Source organism: Saccharopolyspora sp. NFXS83 (assembly GCF_026241095.1).
Taxonomy (GTDB): Bacteria; Actinomycetota; Actinomycetes; order Mycobacteriales; family Pseudonocardiaceae; genus Saccharopolyspora_C.
This window is the reverse complement of the sequence record NZ_JAPFGB010000004.1, coordinates 156127-172998: the sequence shown is the minus strand read 5'-3', so window position 1 is coordinate 172998 and position 16872 is coordinate 156127. Positions and strand designations below refer to the sequence as shown.

General features: G+C 70.4%; 13 protein-coding genes. 7 read left to right on the top strand and 6 right to left on the bottom strand.

All coding sequences use genetic code 11. The annotated features are described in order from the left end of the window. Positions 1 to 54: 54 nt before the first annotated feature. From OOZ19_RS06095 to OOZ19_RS06075, 5 genes are all read right to left on the bottom strand, one after another. Positions 55 to 2241 (bottom strand): NACHT domain-containing protein, encoded by a 2187-nt coding sequence (locus OOZ19_RS06095; protein ID WP_266089002.1) that lies wholly within the window; start codon positions 2239 to 2241, stop codon positions 55 to 57. 221 nt (positions 2242 to 2462) lie between these two features. Continuing rightward, complete coding sequence (gene ilvA, locus OOZ19_RS06090; RefSeq protein ID WP_266089151.1) at positions 2463 to 3701, bottom strand: threonine ammonia-lyase IlvA; 1239 nt, start codon at positions 3699 to 3701, stop codon at positions 2463 to 2465. Between the two features lie 455 nt (positions 3702 to 4156). Further along, the gene (katG, locus tag OOZ19_RS06085) at positions 4157 to 6367 is read right to left on the bottom strand and encodes a catalase/peroxidase HPI (RefSeq protein WP_266089001.1); all 2211 of its coding nucleotides are present in this window, start codon (positions 6365 to 6367) and stop codon (positions 4157 to 4159) included. Further along, on the bottom strand, positions 6351 to 6797 hold the full coding sequence (locus tag OOZ19_RS06080; RefSeq protein WP_266089150.1) for a Fur family transcriptional regulator: 447 nt from the start codon (positions 6795 to 6797) through the stop codon (positions 6351 to 6353). The genes katG and OOZ19_RS06080 overlap by 17 nt, the downstream gene beginning before the upstream one ends. Positions 6798 to 7265: 468 nt before the next feature. Next, the gene (locus tag OOZ19_RS06075; RefSeq protein WP_266089000.1) at positions 7266 to 7697 is read right to left on the bottom strand and encodes a MarR family winged helix-turn-helix transcriptional regulator; all 432 of its coding nucleotides are present in this window, start codon (positions 7695 to 7697) and stop codon (positions 7266 to 7268) included. A gap of 132 nt (positions 7698 to 7829) precedes the next feature. Between OOZ19_RS06075 and OOZ19_RS06070 the strand changes: the two genes are divergently transcribed. Together OOZ19_RS06070 and OOZ19_RS06065 are read left to right on the top strand one after the other, a co-directional pair. Next, positions 7830 to 8651, top strand: coding sequence for an SDR family NAD(P)-dependent oxidoreductase (locus OOZ19_RS06070; RefSeq protein ID WP_266088999.1), 822 nt, complete (start codon positions 7830 to 7832; stop codon positions 8649 to 8651). Positions 8652 to 8749: 98 nt separating this feature from the next. After that, positions 8750 to 10852: a tetratricopeptide repeat protein gene (locus OOZ19_RS06065; RefSeq protein WP_266088998.1), complete on the top strand. Its 2103-nt coding sequence runs from the start codon at positions 8750 to 8752 to the stop codon at positions 10850 to 10852. A gap of 9 nt (positions 10853 to 10861) precedes the next feature. Here OOZ19_RS06065 and OOZ19_RS06060 read toward each other — a convergent pair whose 3' ends face one another. Beyond that, on the bottom strand, positions 10862 to 12526 hold the full coding sequence (locus OOZ19_RS06060; RefSeq protein WP_266088997.1) for a hypothetical protein: 1665 nt from the start codon (positions 12524 to 12526) through the stop codon (positions 10862 to 10864). Between the two features lie 226 nt (positions 12527 to 12752). Here OOZ19_RS06060 and OOZ19_RS06055 point away from each other — a divergent pair, with 226 nt between their 5' ends. The 5 genes from OOZ19_RS06055 to OOZ19_RS06035 all read left to right on the top strand — a co-directional run bounded on the left by OOZ19_RS06055 (position 12753) and on the right by OOZ19_RS06035 (position 16641). Further along, the gene (locus tag OOZ19_RS06055; RefSeq protein WP_266088996.1) at positions 12753 to 13502 is read left to right on the top strand and encodes a thaumatin family protein; all 750 of its coding nucleotides are present in this window, start codon (positions 12753 to 12755) and stop codon (positions 13500 to 13502) included. After that, positions 13502 to 14320 carry a glycoside hydrolase family protein gene (locus OOZ19_RS06050; RefSeq protein WP_266088995.1) on the top strand — a complete coding sequence of 273 codons (819 nt, stop codon included), beginning with the start codon at positions 13502 to 13504 and terminating at the stop codon, positions 14318 to 14320. Before OOZ19_RS06055 ends, OOZ19_RS06050 begins: the two co-directional genes overlap by 1 nt. Before the next feature lie 207 nt (positions 14321 to 14527). Beyond that, positions 14528 to 14698, top strand: a complete 171-nt coding sequence (locus OOZ19_RS06045; RefSeq protein WP_266088994.1) for a hypothetical protein — start codon at positions 14528 to 14530, stop codon at positions 14696 to 14698. Positions 14699 to 14887: 189 nt separating this feature from the next. After that, positions 14888 to 15469 (top strand): chorismate mutase, encoded by a 582-nt coding sequence (locus OOZ19_RS06040; protein ID WP_266088993.1) that lies wholly within the window; start codon positions 14888 to 14890, stop codon positions 15467 to 15469. Between the two features lie 299 nt (positions 15470 to 15768). Further along, positions 15769 to 16641 carry an SAM-dependent methyltransferase gene (locus OOZ19_RS06035; protein ID WP_266088992.1) on the top strand — a complete coding sequence of 291 codons (873 nt, stop codon included), beginning with the start codon at positions 15769 to 15771 and terminating at the stop codon, positions 16639 to 16641. The last annotated feature ends 231 nt before the right edge of the window (positions 16642 to 16872 follow it).

The following is a 16872-nucleotide window of genomic DNA, read 5'->3' as shown; positions in this document are numbered from 1 at the left end:
ACGTCCGGGCGCGGCGCGGTCCGCGCCCGGACGTGGCGCTCCGCCGCACCCGGATCACGGTGCGGCCCGAGGTCTGCGGCCGTTCTCCTTGCTGCGCCGCGCATGTTCGGTCGCCGCCAGGTGGTCTCGGAGGCGCCCGTGCCGGAACTGGTAGACCGAACCGTGCGTGCGCAGCACACCGAGCTCGTGGGCGTCCTGCAGGAAAGCAACCGTCCGCCAAGGCAATCGTCCCGTCAGCGGCAGCCAGAGCCGGCCGAACACGAGCCATTCGCCCCAGGCGGTGAAGCCGAGCGCGGCGGAAAGACCGCCGCCGACCGTGCCCACCGCCGCGTACTGGATCGTCGCGGCGACGTCCCAGTAGAGCGGGATGCCCCAGAAGTTCCCGTCGAACAGCGTGACCAGCGCACTCCCGCTGAGCCCGACGGCGGCGCCGAACGCCGGCCCGAAGATGAGCAGCATGTGCAGAGTCGTGGCGCGGTTGCTCCGCAGCAGGCTGATGGGGTCGGCGGTCGACTCGGTCTTGATGGGCGCCTCGAGCACGGCGGCCGTCCCGAAGACCACTGCGGCACCGGTCCCGTACATGATCGCGTACAGCACGCCGTCCACCCAGAGGGACGCCAGGTGCAGCGGGTTCTCCAGCCATGCCAGCAACAATCGCGTGCCGGATCCGCTCATGAAGCCGAACCCGAGTCCGAGCAGCGAGGCCACGGCGGTCCGGGTCGCGATCCTCCTGCCGGACCTCGGCTGCGCCCCCCTCCTGCCGCGAAGCGGCAGCCGCATCCGAGAAGGTTCCGTCCGCGCGCGGTTGATGACGAGCGCCGTTCCGTAGGCGATGCCGAATGCGGTACCGGCCACGACTCCGCTGATGAGCCCGGAGGTCATGCTCGTCCGCAGCGCATCGCCGATGTCGGCCCCGGCCCACAGGAAGATCGTTCCGTTCATGAGGGACATGGCCAGGAAGATGATCAGCCCGGTCACGAGCGCGATCACGAGGGCTCGGGAGCGGCGGTGCATGGTCCCGGAGATCTCCCACCACGCGAGGTCCTGCGTGTCGCCGAGTCGCTGCAGGTGCCGCGCGAGCCGCCCCAGCCAGTGCTCGACGTTCTCCGGGTTCCACTCGCGGGAGGCCGCTTCGGAGTGCCCGCCGGGACGCGGGTCGAACACCGTGGGGACGAGGCTGCTCAGGAGGTGGTCCTCCACCGCTTCCCGGGTGCCGAACCGAGTCGTGTCCAGCAGTTCCTGCGGGTCGTTGCCGTACTGGTAGATGGTTCTGGCGAGCCAGACCATCAGCGGCGAGCTCAGCGCCGCGCCGAGTTCTCGACAGCCTGGGGCGTCCGGGTGTTCGCGCAGCCGCTCCAGCACCGGACCCCACTTGGTCCAGGTGCTGCCGTCGTGGTTCATCTCCTTCTTCGCGGTGCGCCACAGGTGCTCGGTCGCCTCGTCCGGGGTGAGCTCGCACAGCTGCACGACGGTCGTTCTTTCCAACGCCTTGGTGGCGCTCACCGCCGCCGCGTACTCGGCCGGGCGGCTCGTCAGGAACAGCGGGCGCGGGTACTCGTTGATCACTTCCAGCGCGACACCTCGCAGGCCTTCCGCGATCTCGTCGAAGCCGTCGAGAACGGGCAGCACGTGACCGTCTCGGAACAGCGCGGCCGTGTCCGATTGCGGGAAGTCGAGCGCCAGCCGTTCGAGCATCCACGTCGTGAGCGAGAGGCCGGTGGGGTCCCAGGAACCGAGGTTGAAGATGATCGGAACGGCTTGGTCGTCGTGGCGGCCCTTCAGCACGTCCAGCACGTTCAGCACGAATCGCGCGGCGAGGAACGTCTTGCCCGACCCGACCTCGCCCAGGACCACCAACCGCCCGTCCGGAGTGCCCCGGAACACCTCCGTGATCCGGCTCAGCTCTCCGGCCGGGTCCGGCGGTTCGCCGCCCGCGTGATCGAGCATGTTCGCGTGGTGGTCCGTCAGCGCTTCCGGTGCTTCCCGCCATCGCACCTGAATCGGAATCCGCGTCGGCCGCTCGCTCTCCCACCGATCGCGGACCGCGGCCGTGAGCGCGCGGAGCGGTTCGGCGTGCGGCCCCTGGGCGGGACGGATGTGCTCGTGGATGATCGTGACGTCCCTGGCCAGTCCGATCTGCACGACGTCGCCCGCCGTGTCGGCGCTGTTGGTGACGGTGACTTCCGGTCGCCGCGGCGAAACTCGTGCACCGGGCTCGTGGCGGGGCGCTGGATCCGGCATCCACGCCTCCTCGGACAGCGACGTGCACGGCCGTTGAACGAACAAGATCCCACAACGGGGCGCGGCTGAACATCTTCCGCAGGCACGTGTTCGACGAGAACCGTTCCATGCCAACGGATTTCACCGAAACGGCATAGTGCACAAGCGGGTGCACGGCCGGTCCAGGCGAACGCGTCCTCCGTCCGACCGGAACGGGCGAAGGACGCGTGCACCTCGCGAACTCACACCAGGAAGTGGAACAGCGGGCTGTCCGGGGGGACCTGCTGGATGCGGTGCGGGATCGCATCCATCCGCTTGAGCATGGGATCGAGGTTCTCTGGGGCGCCGAGTTCGATGCCGACCAGCGCGGGGCCGGTCTCGCGGTTGTTGCGCTTGACGTACTCGAACAGCGCGATGTCGTCGTCCGGGCCCAGCACGTCGTCCAGGAAGCGCCGCAGCGCGCCCGGTTCCTGCGGGAACTCGACGAGGAAGTAGTGCTTGCGGCCCTCGAACACGAGCGCCCGCTCCACGATCTCGGCGTAGCGGCTGACGTCGTTGTTGCCGCCGGAGAGCAGGCACACCACCGTCGAACCCGGTGCCAGCCCGAGGTCCTGGGCGAGCGCCGACGGCGACAGCGCGCCCGCGGGTTCGCTGATGATGCCGTCGTTCTGGTACAGGTCGAGGATCTCGACGCAGATCTGCCCCTCCGGCACGGAGACCAGGTCCGGCGGGTCCGTCGCCGCGATCGCGTGCGGGTTGCGGCCGACGACGCGCACCGCCGCGCCGTCCACGAACGGATCGAGGTCGTCCACGGGCGACGGTTCACCGCGGTCGAGGGCGAGCGCCATGCTCGCCGCGCCCTGCGGCTCGGCCCCGATGACGCGCACCTCCGGGTGCGTCTCGCGCAGCCACGAGAGGGTGCCCGCGAGCAGACCGCCGCCGCCGACGGGCACGATCACCGCGTCCGGCGCCCCGCCGAGCTGCTCGACGACCTCGCGGATCACGGTGCCCTGCCCGGCGATGGTGCGCGGGTCGTCGAACGCCGGGATCAGCGTCCTGCCGGTCTCCGCCGCGTGGGCGCGGGCCGTGGCGTCGGCGTCGTCGTAGGTGTCGCCGTGCACGATGACCTCGACGTGGCGCCCGCCGAACCGGGCCACCCGCTGCCGCTTCTGCCGCGGCGTGGTGCGCGGCAGGTACACGCGGGCGGTGACGCCCAGCGCCTCGCAGGCGAACGCGACGCCCTGGGCGTGGTTGCCGGCGCTGGCGCACACGACGCCGCGTTCGCGCTGCTCGGGGGACAGCTGGGAGATGAAGTTGTACGCCCCGCGGACCTTGTAGGACCGGACCGGGGTGAGGTCCTCGCGCTTGATCCACACGTCGAGCCCGTGGCGAGCGGACAGCCGCTCGTTGCGGTGCAGCGGGGTCGTGGGGATCGCTGCGGCGAACCGCTCTGCTGCGGCGTCCACGTCGGCGGCGCCCACGGGGCTTGACGACACGGCGTTGACCTCCTGGCGTTGGTTCTGGGAAATGGGAACGCGAGACGAGCATGCGCCACCGTCCGACCGCCCCGGCGGCGGGGGTCACGTTCCGGCAACGCGGAACGAGCCCCTACCCACCAGGGCAGGGGCTCGTCCACGACGAGAGGTCCAGTTCAGCGTCCTCAACGGCCGAGCCGGCGAAGGCGAGAAGCCGGTTCTTCGCGGCCGAGGGCCGTGCAGTGGGCGGCGAAGCCACGCCTGCCTCGCGGCCGAAGGCCGTGCCTGGATGCGCGCCAGCGCATAGCCCACGTCGAAAGGTGACCACCCGCGGGTTCTCAGCCGGTCTCTCGCGAGGACGGCTATTTCCCTCGTGGCGGAGCCACTCGGGAAAAAGGTCCCGCAGCGAGAGACCGGCTGAGGTTCCGCCACCCGACTACCAGAGCAAAACGAGCCCAGAATCAGGCAACGTCGAACCGGTCCAGGTTCATGACCTTGTTCCAGGCCTTGACGAAGTCGCGCACGAACTTCTCCCCGGCGTCGTCGGCGGCGTACACCTCGGCGACGGCCCGCAGCTCCGAGTTCGAGCCGAAGACCAGGTCGACGCGGCTGCCGGTCCGGGCCTGCCCGGAGCCGTCGGTGCCTTCGAAGGTCGTCGAGGCCGCGTCGGCGGGCTTCCACGTCGTGCCCAGGTCGAGCAGGTTGACGAAGAAGTCGTTCGTGAGCGTGCCGGGACGGTCGGTGAGCACGCCCAGCTGCGACCGCCCGTGGTTCACGTCGAGCACCCGCAGGCCACCGATGAGGACGGTGAGCTCCGGCGTGCTCAGGGTGAGCAGGTTCGCCTGGTCGATGAGCTGGTACTCGGCGGGCAGCACCGAGCCCTTGCCCAGGTAGTTGCGGAACCCGTCGGCGGCGGGCTCCAGGTGCGAGAACGACTCGACGTCGGTCTGCTCGGCGGTGGCGTCGCCGCGGCCCGGCGTGAACGGGACCTCGACGTCGAACCCGGCGGCCTTCGCGGCCTGCTCGACGCCGACGGCACCGGCCAGCACCACCAGGTCGGCGAACGAGACCTTCTTGGCGCCGGACCCGGCGTTGAAGGACTCCTGGACGCCCTCCAGCGCGGTGATGGCGGTCGCGAGCGCCTCCGGCTCGTTGACCTCCCAGCTGCGCTGCGGTTCGAGGCGGATGCGGCCACCGTTGGCGCCACCGCGCTTGTCGCTGCCGCGGAACGTGGACGCCGAGGCCCACGCCGTGGAGACCAGCTGGCGCACCGTGAGCCCGGAGGCGGCGATGTCGGCCTTCAGCGCCGCGATGTCGGCGTCGCCGATGAGCTCGTGGTCCGGCTTGGGGATCGGGTCCTGCCAGATCAGCTCTTCGGAGGGGACCTCGGGGCCGACGTAGCGGTCGACGGGGCCCATGTCGCGGTGGGTCAGCTTGAACCAGGCGCGGGCGAAGGCGTCCGCGAACTCCGCCGGGTTCTCCCAGAACCGCCGCGAGATCGGCTCGTAGATCGGGTCGAGCTTGAGCGACAGGTCGGTGGTGAGCATGTTCGGCGCGATCTTCTTCGCCGAGTCGTGTGCGTCGGGCACCGTGCCGTCACCGGCACCGTCCTTCGGCTTCCACTGCCAGCCGCCGCCGGGGCCCTGGTAGAGCTCCCACTCGTAGCCGAAGAGGTTCTCGAAGAAGCCGTTGCCCCACCGGGTCGGGGTGGAGGTCCAGGTGACCTCCAGGCCGCTGGTGATGGCGTCGGCGCCCTTGCCGGTGCCGTGGGCGTTGGACCAGCCGAGGCCCTGCGCCTCCAGCGGGGCGGCCTCCGGGTTCGGGCCGAGGTTCGAGTCCGGGGCGGCACCGTGGGTCTTGCCGAAGGTGTGCCCACCGGCGATGAGGGCGACGGTCTCCTCGTCGTTCATCGCCATCCGGCCGAACGTCTCGCGGATGTCGCGCGCGGCGGCCACCGGGTCCGGCTTGCCCTCCGGGCCTTCCGGGTTCACGTAGATGAGGCCCATGTGGGTCGCGCCCAGCGGCTGCTCCAGGTTCCGCTGCTCACCGCCGGAGATGCGCTGGTCGCTGCCGAGCCAGGTCGTCTCGGCACCCCAGTACACGTCGTCCTCGGGCTCCCAGCCGTCGACGCGGCCACCGGCGAAGCCGAAGGTCTCGAAGCCCATCGACTCCAGCGCCACGTTGCCCGCGAGCACCAGCAGGTCCGCCCAGGACAGCTTGCGGCCGTACTTCTGCTTGACCGGCCACAGCAGGCGGCGGGCCTTGTCCAGGCTGACGTTGTCCGGCCAGCTGTTGAGCGGCGCGAACCGCTGCTGCCCGGAACCGGCGCCGCCGCGGCCGTCGCTGACCCGGTAGGTGCCCGCGCTGTGCCAGGCCATCCGGATCATCAGCGGGCCGTAGTGCCCGAAGTCGGCGGGCCACCAGTCCTGCGAGGTGGTGAGGACGTCGAGGACGTCCCGCTTCACGGCGGGCAGGTCCAGGGTCCCGAACTCGGCGGCGTAGTCGAAGTCCTCGCCCAGCGGGTCGGCGACCGCGGGGTTCTTCGCCAGGAGCTTCAGGTTGAGCCGGTTCGGCCACCAGACGTCGTTGCCGTTCCCCTGCGTGGGGTGGGGGATGCGACCACCGTGCGCGACGGGGCAACCGCCGGTCTCGGTGTCAGGGCTGTCGGTCACCGGGAGTCCTTTCGGGATCAGTGCGTTGTTCGGGATCAGAGGTGGAGCAGGCGGGGCACGTTCCCCAGTAGATGACCTCGGCCTCGTCGATCGCGAAGCCGTGACCATCGGAGGCGTTCAAGCAGGGAGCCGCACCCACCGCGCAGTCGACGTCGGCGATGACTCCGCACGACCGGCACACCACGTGGTGGTGGTTGTCCCCGACCCGCGCCTCGTAGAGGGCCACCGAACCCATCGGCTGGATCCGGCGCAGCAGCCCGGCTCCCGTCAACGCGCGCAGCACGTCGTAGACGGCCTGGTGCGAGACCTTCGGGAGCCGTTCGCGCACCGCTTCGAGGATCGAGTCCGTGCCGGCGTGGGGGTGTGCGTGCACCGCGGACAGCACGGCCGTGCGCGGGCGGGTCACGCGCAGATCCGCCTCGCGCAGCATCCGCTCGAAGTCCGCGGTCGTTCGTTGCACGTACAGCATTCTGATCAACGGTCTGGAATCAATCAAGTTTACCGATGAGATTTCGGTGGGGCGCTCACGATGTGAGAGCGCGCCGCTGAAGTACCGACGAGCCGAGGATCGCGGCCTGCGAGTGCGCGTCACGTTGATCATCAGCATCGTCGCCCCCCGTCATCGCGCCCCTCGCGGGCGGCGGGATCATCACGAGCTTCGGCTGGCGCTCGGTGTTCTCCGCCCTGCGAGGCTCCGGCCACCATCTGAGGTTCCGCCGCCCGACTCCTGATCGACTCACTCCGTGGCGGTTCCCGATTCGCGAGTCGTTCCGCCGGGACCTGCACGAGACGTCCGAAGCCGGAACGGCGGGAACTCGCGGCCTGAGCGCTGGAGCCCGCGATCACCGCGGGAACGGGTGGGCTGATCTGCTCGTGCGCGCACGCGGTCGCGTTGCGCTCAGGTGGCGTCCGCGGGCGCGTCGAGCGCGGTGGCGAGCAATCGTGTGAACTGCCCCAGTTCCTCTGGTGTCAGGCGGGCGAGCGGGGTCACCTGCAACGCGGCGTCGATCACCTCGGACCGCACGCGCCGTCCCTCCGGCGTCAGGTTGACGACGCGGGAGCGGCGATCGTTCGGATCGACCGAACGCTCGATGAGGCCGCGCTCGGCGAGCTGATTCATCACGAAGCTGAGGTTGGGGGCATTGCAGAACAGGCGGCTCGCCACGGTCTTCATCGAAGGCGCCGGTTCCTCCGGGGCGATGGCCCACAATGCCTGCGCCGTCGCGTAGGTCAGATGGTGCGCGGAAAGTGCCTCCGCCAGCAGCGATTCCGACTGCGTGACGAGCGATTGACCGGCCACCACCGCCACTTCCAACGCGCTTCGTGCCATGGCTCCAGGCTAACAGCGATGCTTCAAGTCTCGAACCAGTGGTAACTTCGAGTATCGAAGTAATTGCCCGCCGGGCAACGTCGCGATCAACGATCGCGCTGCGAGCCGAACGACCTCGAAGGAGCGCTCCTCATGCCCGACTACGCGGGCTCGACAGTCCTGGTCACCGGCGCGTCGAAAGGGCTCGGGGAGGCGTACGCGCGTGAACTCGCCTCGCGCGGAGCGGACCTGGTCCTCGTCGCGCGATCCGCGGACGCCCTCGAACGAGTCGCACGGCGCATCCGCGCCGAGCACGGCGTCCGCGTCGACGTGATCGCCGCCGACCTCGCGGACCGCGAAGGTCTCGGCGCGCTGCTGCAAGAGCTCGACCGAGCCGACGGACCGATCGACCTGCTGATCAACAACGCCGGAATCGGCGCGGTGGGCCCGTTTCTGGACGGCCCGCTGGAGCCCGACCTGCGATCGATCGACCTCAACGTCACGGCGCTGATCACCCTCGTGCACGCGATCGGAGGCCGCATGCGGGCACGAGGACGCGGCGGCATCATCAACGTCTCCTCCCTGGCCGCATTCCAGCCCATGCCGTTCCAAACCACCTACGCCGCGAGCAAGGCGTTCCTGCTCTCCTTCACCGAAGCGCTCTCAGAGGAACTCCGCGGCACCGGCGTACGGGTCATGGCAGCTCACCCGGGCCCCGTGCAGACCGGTTTCTTCGACGCGACGACGGCGGAGGTCCCCCCGGACGCGGATTCGCCGGAGAGCGTCGCTGCCAAGACGCTCGACGACTTCGCGCGCGGCAGGACGAACTCCTACCCCGGCCGGGCGTCTCGCCGGCTCGGCACCTTGCCTGCCCGCTTCCTGCCGCGTCGCGCGGTCGTGCGCCTCGCCGGCGGCTTCACCCGCAGAGCGGGATTCGCCGAGGCGAGAAATTCGGAGGCGCCCGAGGGCAGGTGATTCCGGGCCGAGGAGGCGCGCCACGATGCCTCAGCCCTGCGGAGCGAGTTCGGTGATGTCGTGGTCGCGGACCGTCACATCGCGTTAGGCTGAGCCCGGTGATCTTCGGACGGCAAGGGGGATCGACGGTGACCGGCAACTACTTTGACGGATCGGCCCACGCGGTCGCGCAGGCCGGGCACGTCGAGGGCGGCATCCACTTCTACGCCCCGTCCCGGCCCGCCGAGCACCCGCCCAGGCAGGTGCCGCAGCCGACCCGGTCTTACACCAACAACGAGCGCCAGCTCCGCGCGATCACCGAAGCCGTCCGCTTCGCGGAATCCGGCGACGAGGCACCTCGGGTCGTCGTGGTCCGGGGCCCGGTCGGCGGTGGCAAGAGCGAGACGGCGTTCCGCTGGGTCGCCGAGCACGGTGGTGAGTTCGCGGGCCGGTTCTACGCGCGGCTGTCCGGAACCGACGGCGAGTCCGGCGCGGAGAGCGAAGCGCTGCGCGAATTCCTCATCGCCGTCGGTTACACCGCGGCGGAGATCCCCGCGACAGTGCAGGGCCGGTCCAACTTCTTCCGCTCCTGGAGCAGTGGCAAGAACGTGGTGGTGGTCGTCGACGACGCCGTGACCGCCGCGCAGGTCCGCTGGTTCCTGCCGGGGGAGGGCCGCTCGGTCGTCCTGGTCACCGAGGCCGGTCCGCTGGGTGCGTTGCGGCAGCGGGAGAAGGCCGCGTTCGTCGAGCTCGATCCGCTGAGCCCGGAATCCTCACGGCTGCTGCTGCGCCGGATCCTGCCCGCCGACGACCCGCGTCCCGAGTCGGAACCGGAGAACGTCGACGCGCTGGTGGACCGGTGCGAGGGGTCCACGCTGGCGCTGTGCGTGGCGGGAGCGCTGCTGGCCGACCGGCCGCAGCGCCCCGTCGACTGGCTCGTGCGGGAACTGGCGCGCGAGGACCGGCGCCTGGCCGTGCTGTCCCGCGACGAGTCCCTGTCGATGACCGCCGTGCTCAACACCGCCGTCGACCGGCTCGACGAGCGCGCCCGCCTGCTATACGCGGCGTTCGGCCAGCACCCCGGTTCCGGTGACGTGGGCGTGCCCGCGTTCGTCGCGGCGCTCGGGGAGGGCGAGGACGACGTCCGCGACGGGCTGGACCGGTTGGTGGACGCGCGGTTGGTGCAGGAAGGCGCCCAGGGCCGGTTCTTCGTGGACGGGCTGGTGCGCGCCCACGCGCGTCGACTCGGCGCCGACCCCGCCGTGCGCGCGGGATTCCTGCGGTTCTACCTGGACATGGCGCTCCCGGCGGGCAACGCGGTGATGCCGCAACGCGGCTGGCTGGAACGGATCTGGCCGGACCTGGACTTGACCGGGTCGGTGTCCGCCCCGGAGGCGTGGCTGGAGGCCGAACGCGCCAACCTCCGCGCGGTGGCCGGACTGCTGCGGGAGGACGGCGACGCCGAGGTGTGCCGGTTGGCGGTGGCGTTGTGGCCGTTCCACGAGCGGGCCAAGCACCTCGACGACATGGACGCCGTCAACGAGCACGCCGTCGCCGTCGCCGACCACGGGCACCCGTTCGCGGCCGGACTCGCGCTCGTGCAACGAGGTTTCGCGTTCCGCCACCGCGGCGAGTGGGACAAGGCGGCGGAGCTGTTCGCCCGCGCCGAACGGATCGCGCACGAGCAGGAGCTGCCGGACCTGCGGGCGACCGCGGTCGAATCGCTCGGAATCGCCCGTCGCGAGCAAGGGGACCGCGAGGCGTCGCGGGAACTGCTCCGGCGCAACCTCGACATGGCCGCGGAGATCGACGATCAGCGCCGCACGGCGCTGGCGAAGATGCACCTCGGTGCGGTGGAGCACCCGGAGGCGGCCGTCGCGCTGCTCGACGAGGCGATCGAAGGATTCCGCTCGCTGTCGAAGCCGGACGTGCACAACGAGCACAAGTCATTGCTGTGGCGCGGAATCCGCTCGGTGGAGCTGCACCGACTGGAGCAGGCGAACACCGATCTCCGCGCGGCGCTGCGGCACATGACCGAGGAGAACCGCCAGTTCGAGATCGCGCAGATCCATCACGCGCTCGGCGTCCGCGCCGTCGCCGCAGGTGCCCAGGCCGAGGCGCGCGAGCACCTCGAACTCGCCGAGTCGATCCACCGCAGCTGGGGATTCCTGGACCAGGCCGAGCGAATCCTCGCCGAGCTGGGAGAACTTCGTTCGGAGTGATCCGCGGGCTCAGCCCACCTCGACCCCCGCGGACACGACGCGTCGGCCCAGCCGGAAGGACACGGTCGAGGGCAGGACGCGCGCCTCCGCGGCGATCCGGTGGTGCACGAACGCGGCGAACACCGGGCCGAGATCGTCCGGGCCGGTGAAGCGCACGAGGGGCGTGTCGCGACCGCCCACCACCCAGCGCCCCGCCTCGTCCCGCGTCACCGCGAGCGTCGCGGCCGGCAGCCGGGCGAGCGTGGCGCGGATCCACTGCTGCGGATCGGCGCAGCGATCGTCGTGGAGCAGGATCTCGGCCCACTCCAGCCAGCGCCGGGTCGGTTCGGACGTGGTGGCGACGAGCACCGCGTCAGCGGGGAGCCGCGCCGCCTCCCGCAGCGATTCGGCGGGCAACCGCGTCGCCACGGCCTGGTGCTCGTCGACTTTGAGGTGCACGACCTGGCTGCTCGGCTCGGTCGGCGCCGCGGGCGGGACGGGCACGGCGATCGTCTCGGCCTCGAAGAACGGTTCGTCGAGCTTGAGCCGCTCGTACACGGTGGACCGCAGCAGTCGAGCCGATTCGCCCGGGACCGACGTGGTGTGCTCGACGATGGAGTCGTAGCGATCCGGTTGGTGCGCGGTGATCGCCGACTCGATCTGGGTGGGCAGGTCGCCGTCCGGATCGAGCCGCGGTGCGGCACGCAGGAAGCGGGCGATCGGCGACACGGCGTCGACGGCCTCCACCGGAGCCGAGGCCAGCAGCACCGGCACGCCGAGCGCCGCCGAGTAGAAGGTGACCGAGCCGTGGTCGCCGATGGTGACGTCCGCGGCGACCAGCGCGGCCCGCCACCCCTCGTGCGGCGGCAGGACGGTGGCACCGGCGCGCGTCCACTCCTCGGTCCAGCCGCGGACCTGCCACGGCGTGTGCGCGGACCAGATGTTCGGGTGCAGCGCCACGACGATCCGGTACTCGTCGAGCGGCAGGCGCCGCGCGAGCCGGGCGACGAGCGTCGGGCAGCGGGCGAGCAGCGATTCCCCGCCCCACGTCGAGGAGACCACGACGACGCGGCGGTCCGGGTCGGCGGCGAACCGCTGCCGGTAGGTCTCGCGCAGCGGACGGCTCGCCAGCATCCGGTCGAAGCACGGGTCACCGGCGATCAGCGCGACGTCGAGGGCTTCCGGGCAGTACTCCCGCAGCCGCTCCCGCTGCTCGGCGTGGGACAGGACCGCAACGGACGGAACGAGCCGCCCGTCGTGCACCAGAGTGGATTCGGAGAGGCCGAAAACGGGATTCCGAGCCGATTCCCGGTGCCTGGCCCCGGGTGCGAACTTGTTGTACCCCATTCCGTGCGGGAGGACGATCAACGGAGCTCGGAGCGCGTGCAGCGGACCGCCGTAGCTCGCGGCGACGGCGAGGTCGAATTCGCGTTCCACCGCCTGTTCCCACGGGATCGGCTCAATTCCCCGCTCCCGCAGCAATTCTTCCGTCCCGGTGGTGAAAGCACTGGTCCGGGTGCAGGTGAAGGCGGTCTGCACCCGGTGGTCGCCGGACCAGAGCCCGAGCACGTCGAACAGCCGGGTCGCCGCGGTCACGGTGTGCACCACCACGAGCACCGATCGCTCCTGCGGAACGGTCCGCCATGACCGCCCCTGCCCGCCCACCAGCACATCGGCCCACGGCAACGACCACATGGCCGCGATCTTAACGTCTCATGATCGCCGGAGCCGCTGTTCAGCGGAGTCCGGGGAAAGCCCGGCGCGATCAAGGCGAAACCGGCACCCGGATTCCACGACACCGCCGCCCGGATGAATTCCGGTGCGGCTTCCGGCGCGAAATACGTGAAAACATTGGGCGAATCGACGGGTCGCACGCGTTTTACGATGAGATCGACATCCCCGGACCACTCCGAGAGGGCTCATGCGGAAAACAGCGTCCTTGCTCGCCGTCGCACTCCTGCTGCTGCTCGGCGGAGGCGCGGCGACGGCTCGGGGAACGTCGGCCGCCGACCGCACGATCACGTTCGCGAACCGCTCCGGCGAGACGGTGTGGATCGGCAGCAACGTGAACGCGGACGGCTCGCAGCAGCTCACCGACCTGCCGGTGCTGGCCGACGGCGAAACGGCGACGATCACCGTCCCGGAATCCGGCGAGCCGCAGCACTGGCGCGGCAAGTTCTTCGCCCGCCAGGACTGCTCCGGCGAACCGGGCGAGTCGTTCCACTGCGCCGTGGGGGATTGCGGCCCCGAAACCGGCACTTGCACCACGGGTGAGCAGCCGACCGGCCTGGCCGAGTTCAACTTCGACCCGAACGACTCCGGGGCGCCCTGGTACAACGTCAGCTACGTCAACGCGGTGGCCCTGCCGATCACGATCGAACCCACCGGCGCCGCGCCGCCGCCCGACTCCGGCCAGTGCGAACAGGTCGGCTGCTCCGAACCGCTGCTGCAGCACTGCCCGCCGGAGAACCTCACCGACGGCGCGGACGGGCAGCCGCAGCTGTGCACCAACCCCAGCCGGGACGAGCAGACGCCCTACAGCGACGCGGTGAAGGCCCACTGCCCGCGCGCGTACGCGTGGTCCAAGCACGACCAGGAACCCGGCAACGACGTCATGCGCAACTGCCCGTCCTGCAGCGGCTTCACCGTCACCTTCCACAAGGGGATCTGATGGTCACCCGGAAATCGCTGCTGCCCGCGCTGGCGGCGGTCGTGGCCCTGCTGCTCGTCCCCGCGGCCTCCGCGGCCGACGACGCCGAGAAGAAGGGCGTCAGCGTCACCGACGTCGCCGGCGTCGACGAAGCGCTCGGCGACGCCGGGGTGAGCTGGTTCTACGACTGGTCCGTCGACGATCAGGACATCACCCCGCCCGAAGGCGCCGAATTCGTCCCGATGATCTGGGGAGCCGACGAGGTGAACCAGCAATCCCTGGACGCGGCGAAGGCATCCGGCTCCACCCTGCTGGCGTTCAACGAACCGGACATGGCCGAACAGGCGAACATGGCCGTCGAGCAGGCCCTCGACCTGTGGCCGGAGCTGCAGGAGACCGGGATGCGGCTGGGTGCCCCCGGCGTCGCCACCGGAGCGGACCTGGAGGGCGGCTGGCTCGACCGGTTCATGCGGGGCGCGGCCGAACGCGGCCACCAGGTCGACTTCATCCCGCTGCACTGGTACGGCGCGGACTTCTCCCCGGAGGCGACCGAGCACCTCCGCAGCTACGTCCAAGCCGTCCACGACCGCTACGGGAAACCGGTTTGGGTCACCGAATACGCGCTCATCGACTTCTCCGGCGGGCAACCGCGCTACCCGAGCGAGCAGGAGCAGGCCGACTTCATCCGGACCTCCACCGAGATACTCGAAGGACTCCCGTTCGTGGAGCGCTACTCCTGGTTCACGCTCTCCACCGAAACCAGCCCCACCGGCCTCTACGAGGGCGCGCAACCCAACCTCAGCGGCACCACCTACCGCGACGCGGCGGCGGGCCGCTAGGGCCGTTCGCATCAGGACCCTCGCCCAGCAGCCGCGGAGCGCTTCGAGATCGCCTCGCGACGCAACCCGCGGCGGATCGAGGCGTCTTCCGGGGAGGAGCGCCATCGCAGCGCCCGGCCGCGGGAGTGAGGCGGCCTGGGCAGCACCGTGTCCGGGTGAAGATCTCCCGCGATTCGGCGATGGCCGTCGTCGTGAGGGAGGGAAAACGTGGACACCGGGTCCCTTGTGGACGGCGTCATGCACGTCGTCGCCATGGTGGGTTTCGTCCTCGTGATGGTGATCGGCGCGGCGGTCGCGTCGGTGCTGCAGCCGAAGAAGAAGCGGCGCAGCCGGTGGTGGGGCGGGGGCGGTGGTGATGACGGTGGCGACGGCGGCTGAGCGGCGGCCGGCCCCGGCGCGCCACCCGCACCCGGATGCGCGGGGCGACTCCGCCGGGCGAGGGTTGTCCCGAAAGAGATCGATCCGCGGCACTGAAACCCCGCTGGAACAGCGATGATCGCGGTCGCCGGGAGAGCGCGGATCACGCCCGCGCCCCGCCGTGGCGTGATGCCCCAGAGGAGGAAGAACGTGAAGCGAGTCGAGATCCCCATCGCCGCCGTTGTCGCCGCGGGACTGCTGCTGACGGGCTGCGGAGCACCGGCGGCACCCCCTGCGGACACTCCCGTGGCAGGCGCGGACGGCGTCGCCGACCTCGTGCGGCTGGCGGAGGAGCGGGCGGTGCTCTCCGACCAGGTCGCGGCCTCGAAGTTCGGCACCGGCAAGGCCGTCACCGACCCGGCCCGCGAAGCCGCCGTCATCGACGGCGCCCGCGCCGACGCCACCCGCGGCGGAGTGGACCCGGAGTGGGCTGCGCAGGTCTTCCAGGACCAGATCGCCGCGAGCACCCAGGTCCAGAACGACCTCCTGCGCCAGTGGTCCGAGCAACCCGCCCTTCGGCCATCGGAGAAACCGGACCTCACCGCGATCCGCCCCGAACTCGACCGCATCGGCACCGCGATCATCGCCGCCCTCAAAACGGCGGAACCCTCGCGTGCGACCCCCGGCTGCGCCAAGACCCTCGACCAAGCGTTAGCGACGGAGTCAGCGGACCTCGACCAGACCCACCGCGCGGCCCTGGACAAGGCCCTCGACTCGATCTGCGCTCGCTGACCCGACGTGAGCGGAGCCGCAGCAGTGCAGCGTCGGCGCGAGAACCCCCTTCCACGGTCGTCGCAGGGGACGCGCCCAGAAGCGGTGTTCGCCGACCGGCGGGGTTCGTCGCGTCGTCGGGTGACACCTGGCCGTGAACGCGCGGAGAGGCGCACGACCATCGGGAACGTCCCGGCACCGCTTGCTGGAGATTCACTGACCAGGTCGCACGCACGACCGCCATGCATCGTTCACCGAGGATGATCACAAGGCTACGATGCGTTGCAGATCACCCGGCCGGGACACAAAGGATCATGCGAATGAGCAAGATGGACGAGGATCCGTTTCCTCCTCAGAGCGTGGATCTGAGCAAGCCCAGCGTCGCGCGTGTCTACGACTTCTACCTCGGTGGCAAGGCGAACTGGGCCATCGACCGGGGCTTCGGGCAGAGCGTGCTCGACGAGTATCCGGTGCTGCGCCCGATCGCCATCAGCAACCGGTTGTTCCTGCACCGAGCGGTGCGCCGCCTGGTCGCGCACGGCGTCCGGCAGTTCATCGACATCGGATCGGGCGTGCCGACCATGGGCAACACGCATTCGATCGCCGATGAGCTCGAACTCGACTCGCGGGTCGTCTACGTCGATCACGAACCGGTCGCCGTGGCGCACTCGCAGACGCTGTTGGAGAGGCACGGCGATCCGGACCGCCACGCAGCGATCAACGCCGATTTCCGGAACCCGAACAAGTTGTGGCAGCGCGCCATCGAGACCGGCGTGCTGGACATGGACCAGCCCATCGCCGTCCTGCTGATCGCGGTGCTGCACGTGCAGCAGCCCGGCCCGGACGGCGTCGACATCTCACCGCTCGTGATGAAGCGCTACCGCGAACTGCTGTCACCGGGGTCCTACCTGGCGATCTCGCACCTGACCGACGACGGTTTGCCCCCCGGCATGGATGAGAACCTCGCCGGGATCAAACGCATGTACGACGCTTCGTCGAGCCCGGTGATCTGGCGGACGCGCGACCAGATCCGCGAACTGTTCGGTGATTTCGAGATGATGGATCCCGGGATGGCCTGGACCTGGGAGTGGCATCCCGAGGACTACAGCCCGAACCACTCGGCGAAGCTGAAGTTCTCGGAACCGGCGCAGTCGTCGATCTGGGCCGGCGTCGGCCGCAGACCGCAGCCCTGACCGACGAGCCGGGCTCCAGCGGGGCGAAGGCGTTCGGCGGTCGGACCGCGACGCGCTGCGAGCTCCGGATCTTCGACGCGCTCCTGCGCTCTGCCAGCGCGGTGGAGAGGTCTGTCCGTCCGTAGCCGCGCGGAGTTGAGCACCGAACCGGTCCACGTCGTAGGGGAGCCGGAGCACGGAGGCGACGCCGGGTCCGTACTCGTCCGCACGTCGACGCAGGCGTCCCGATCC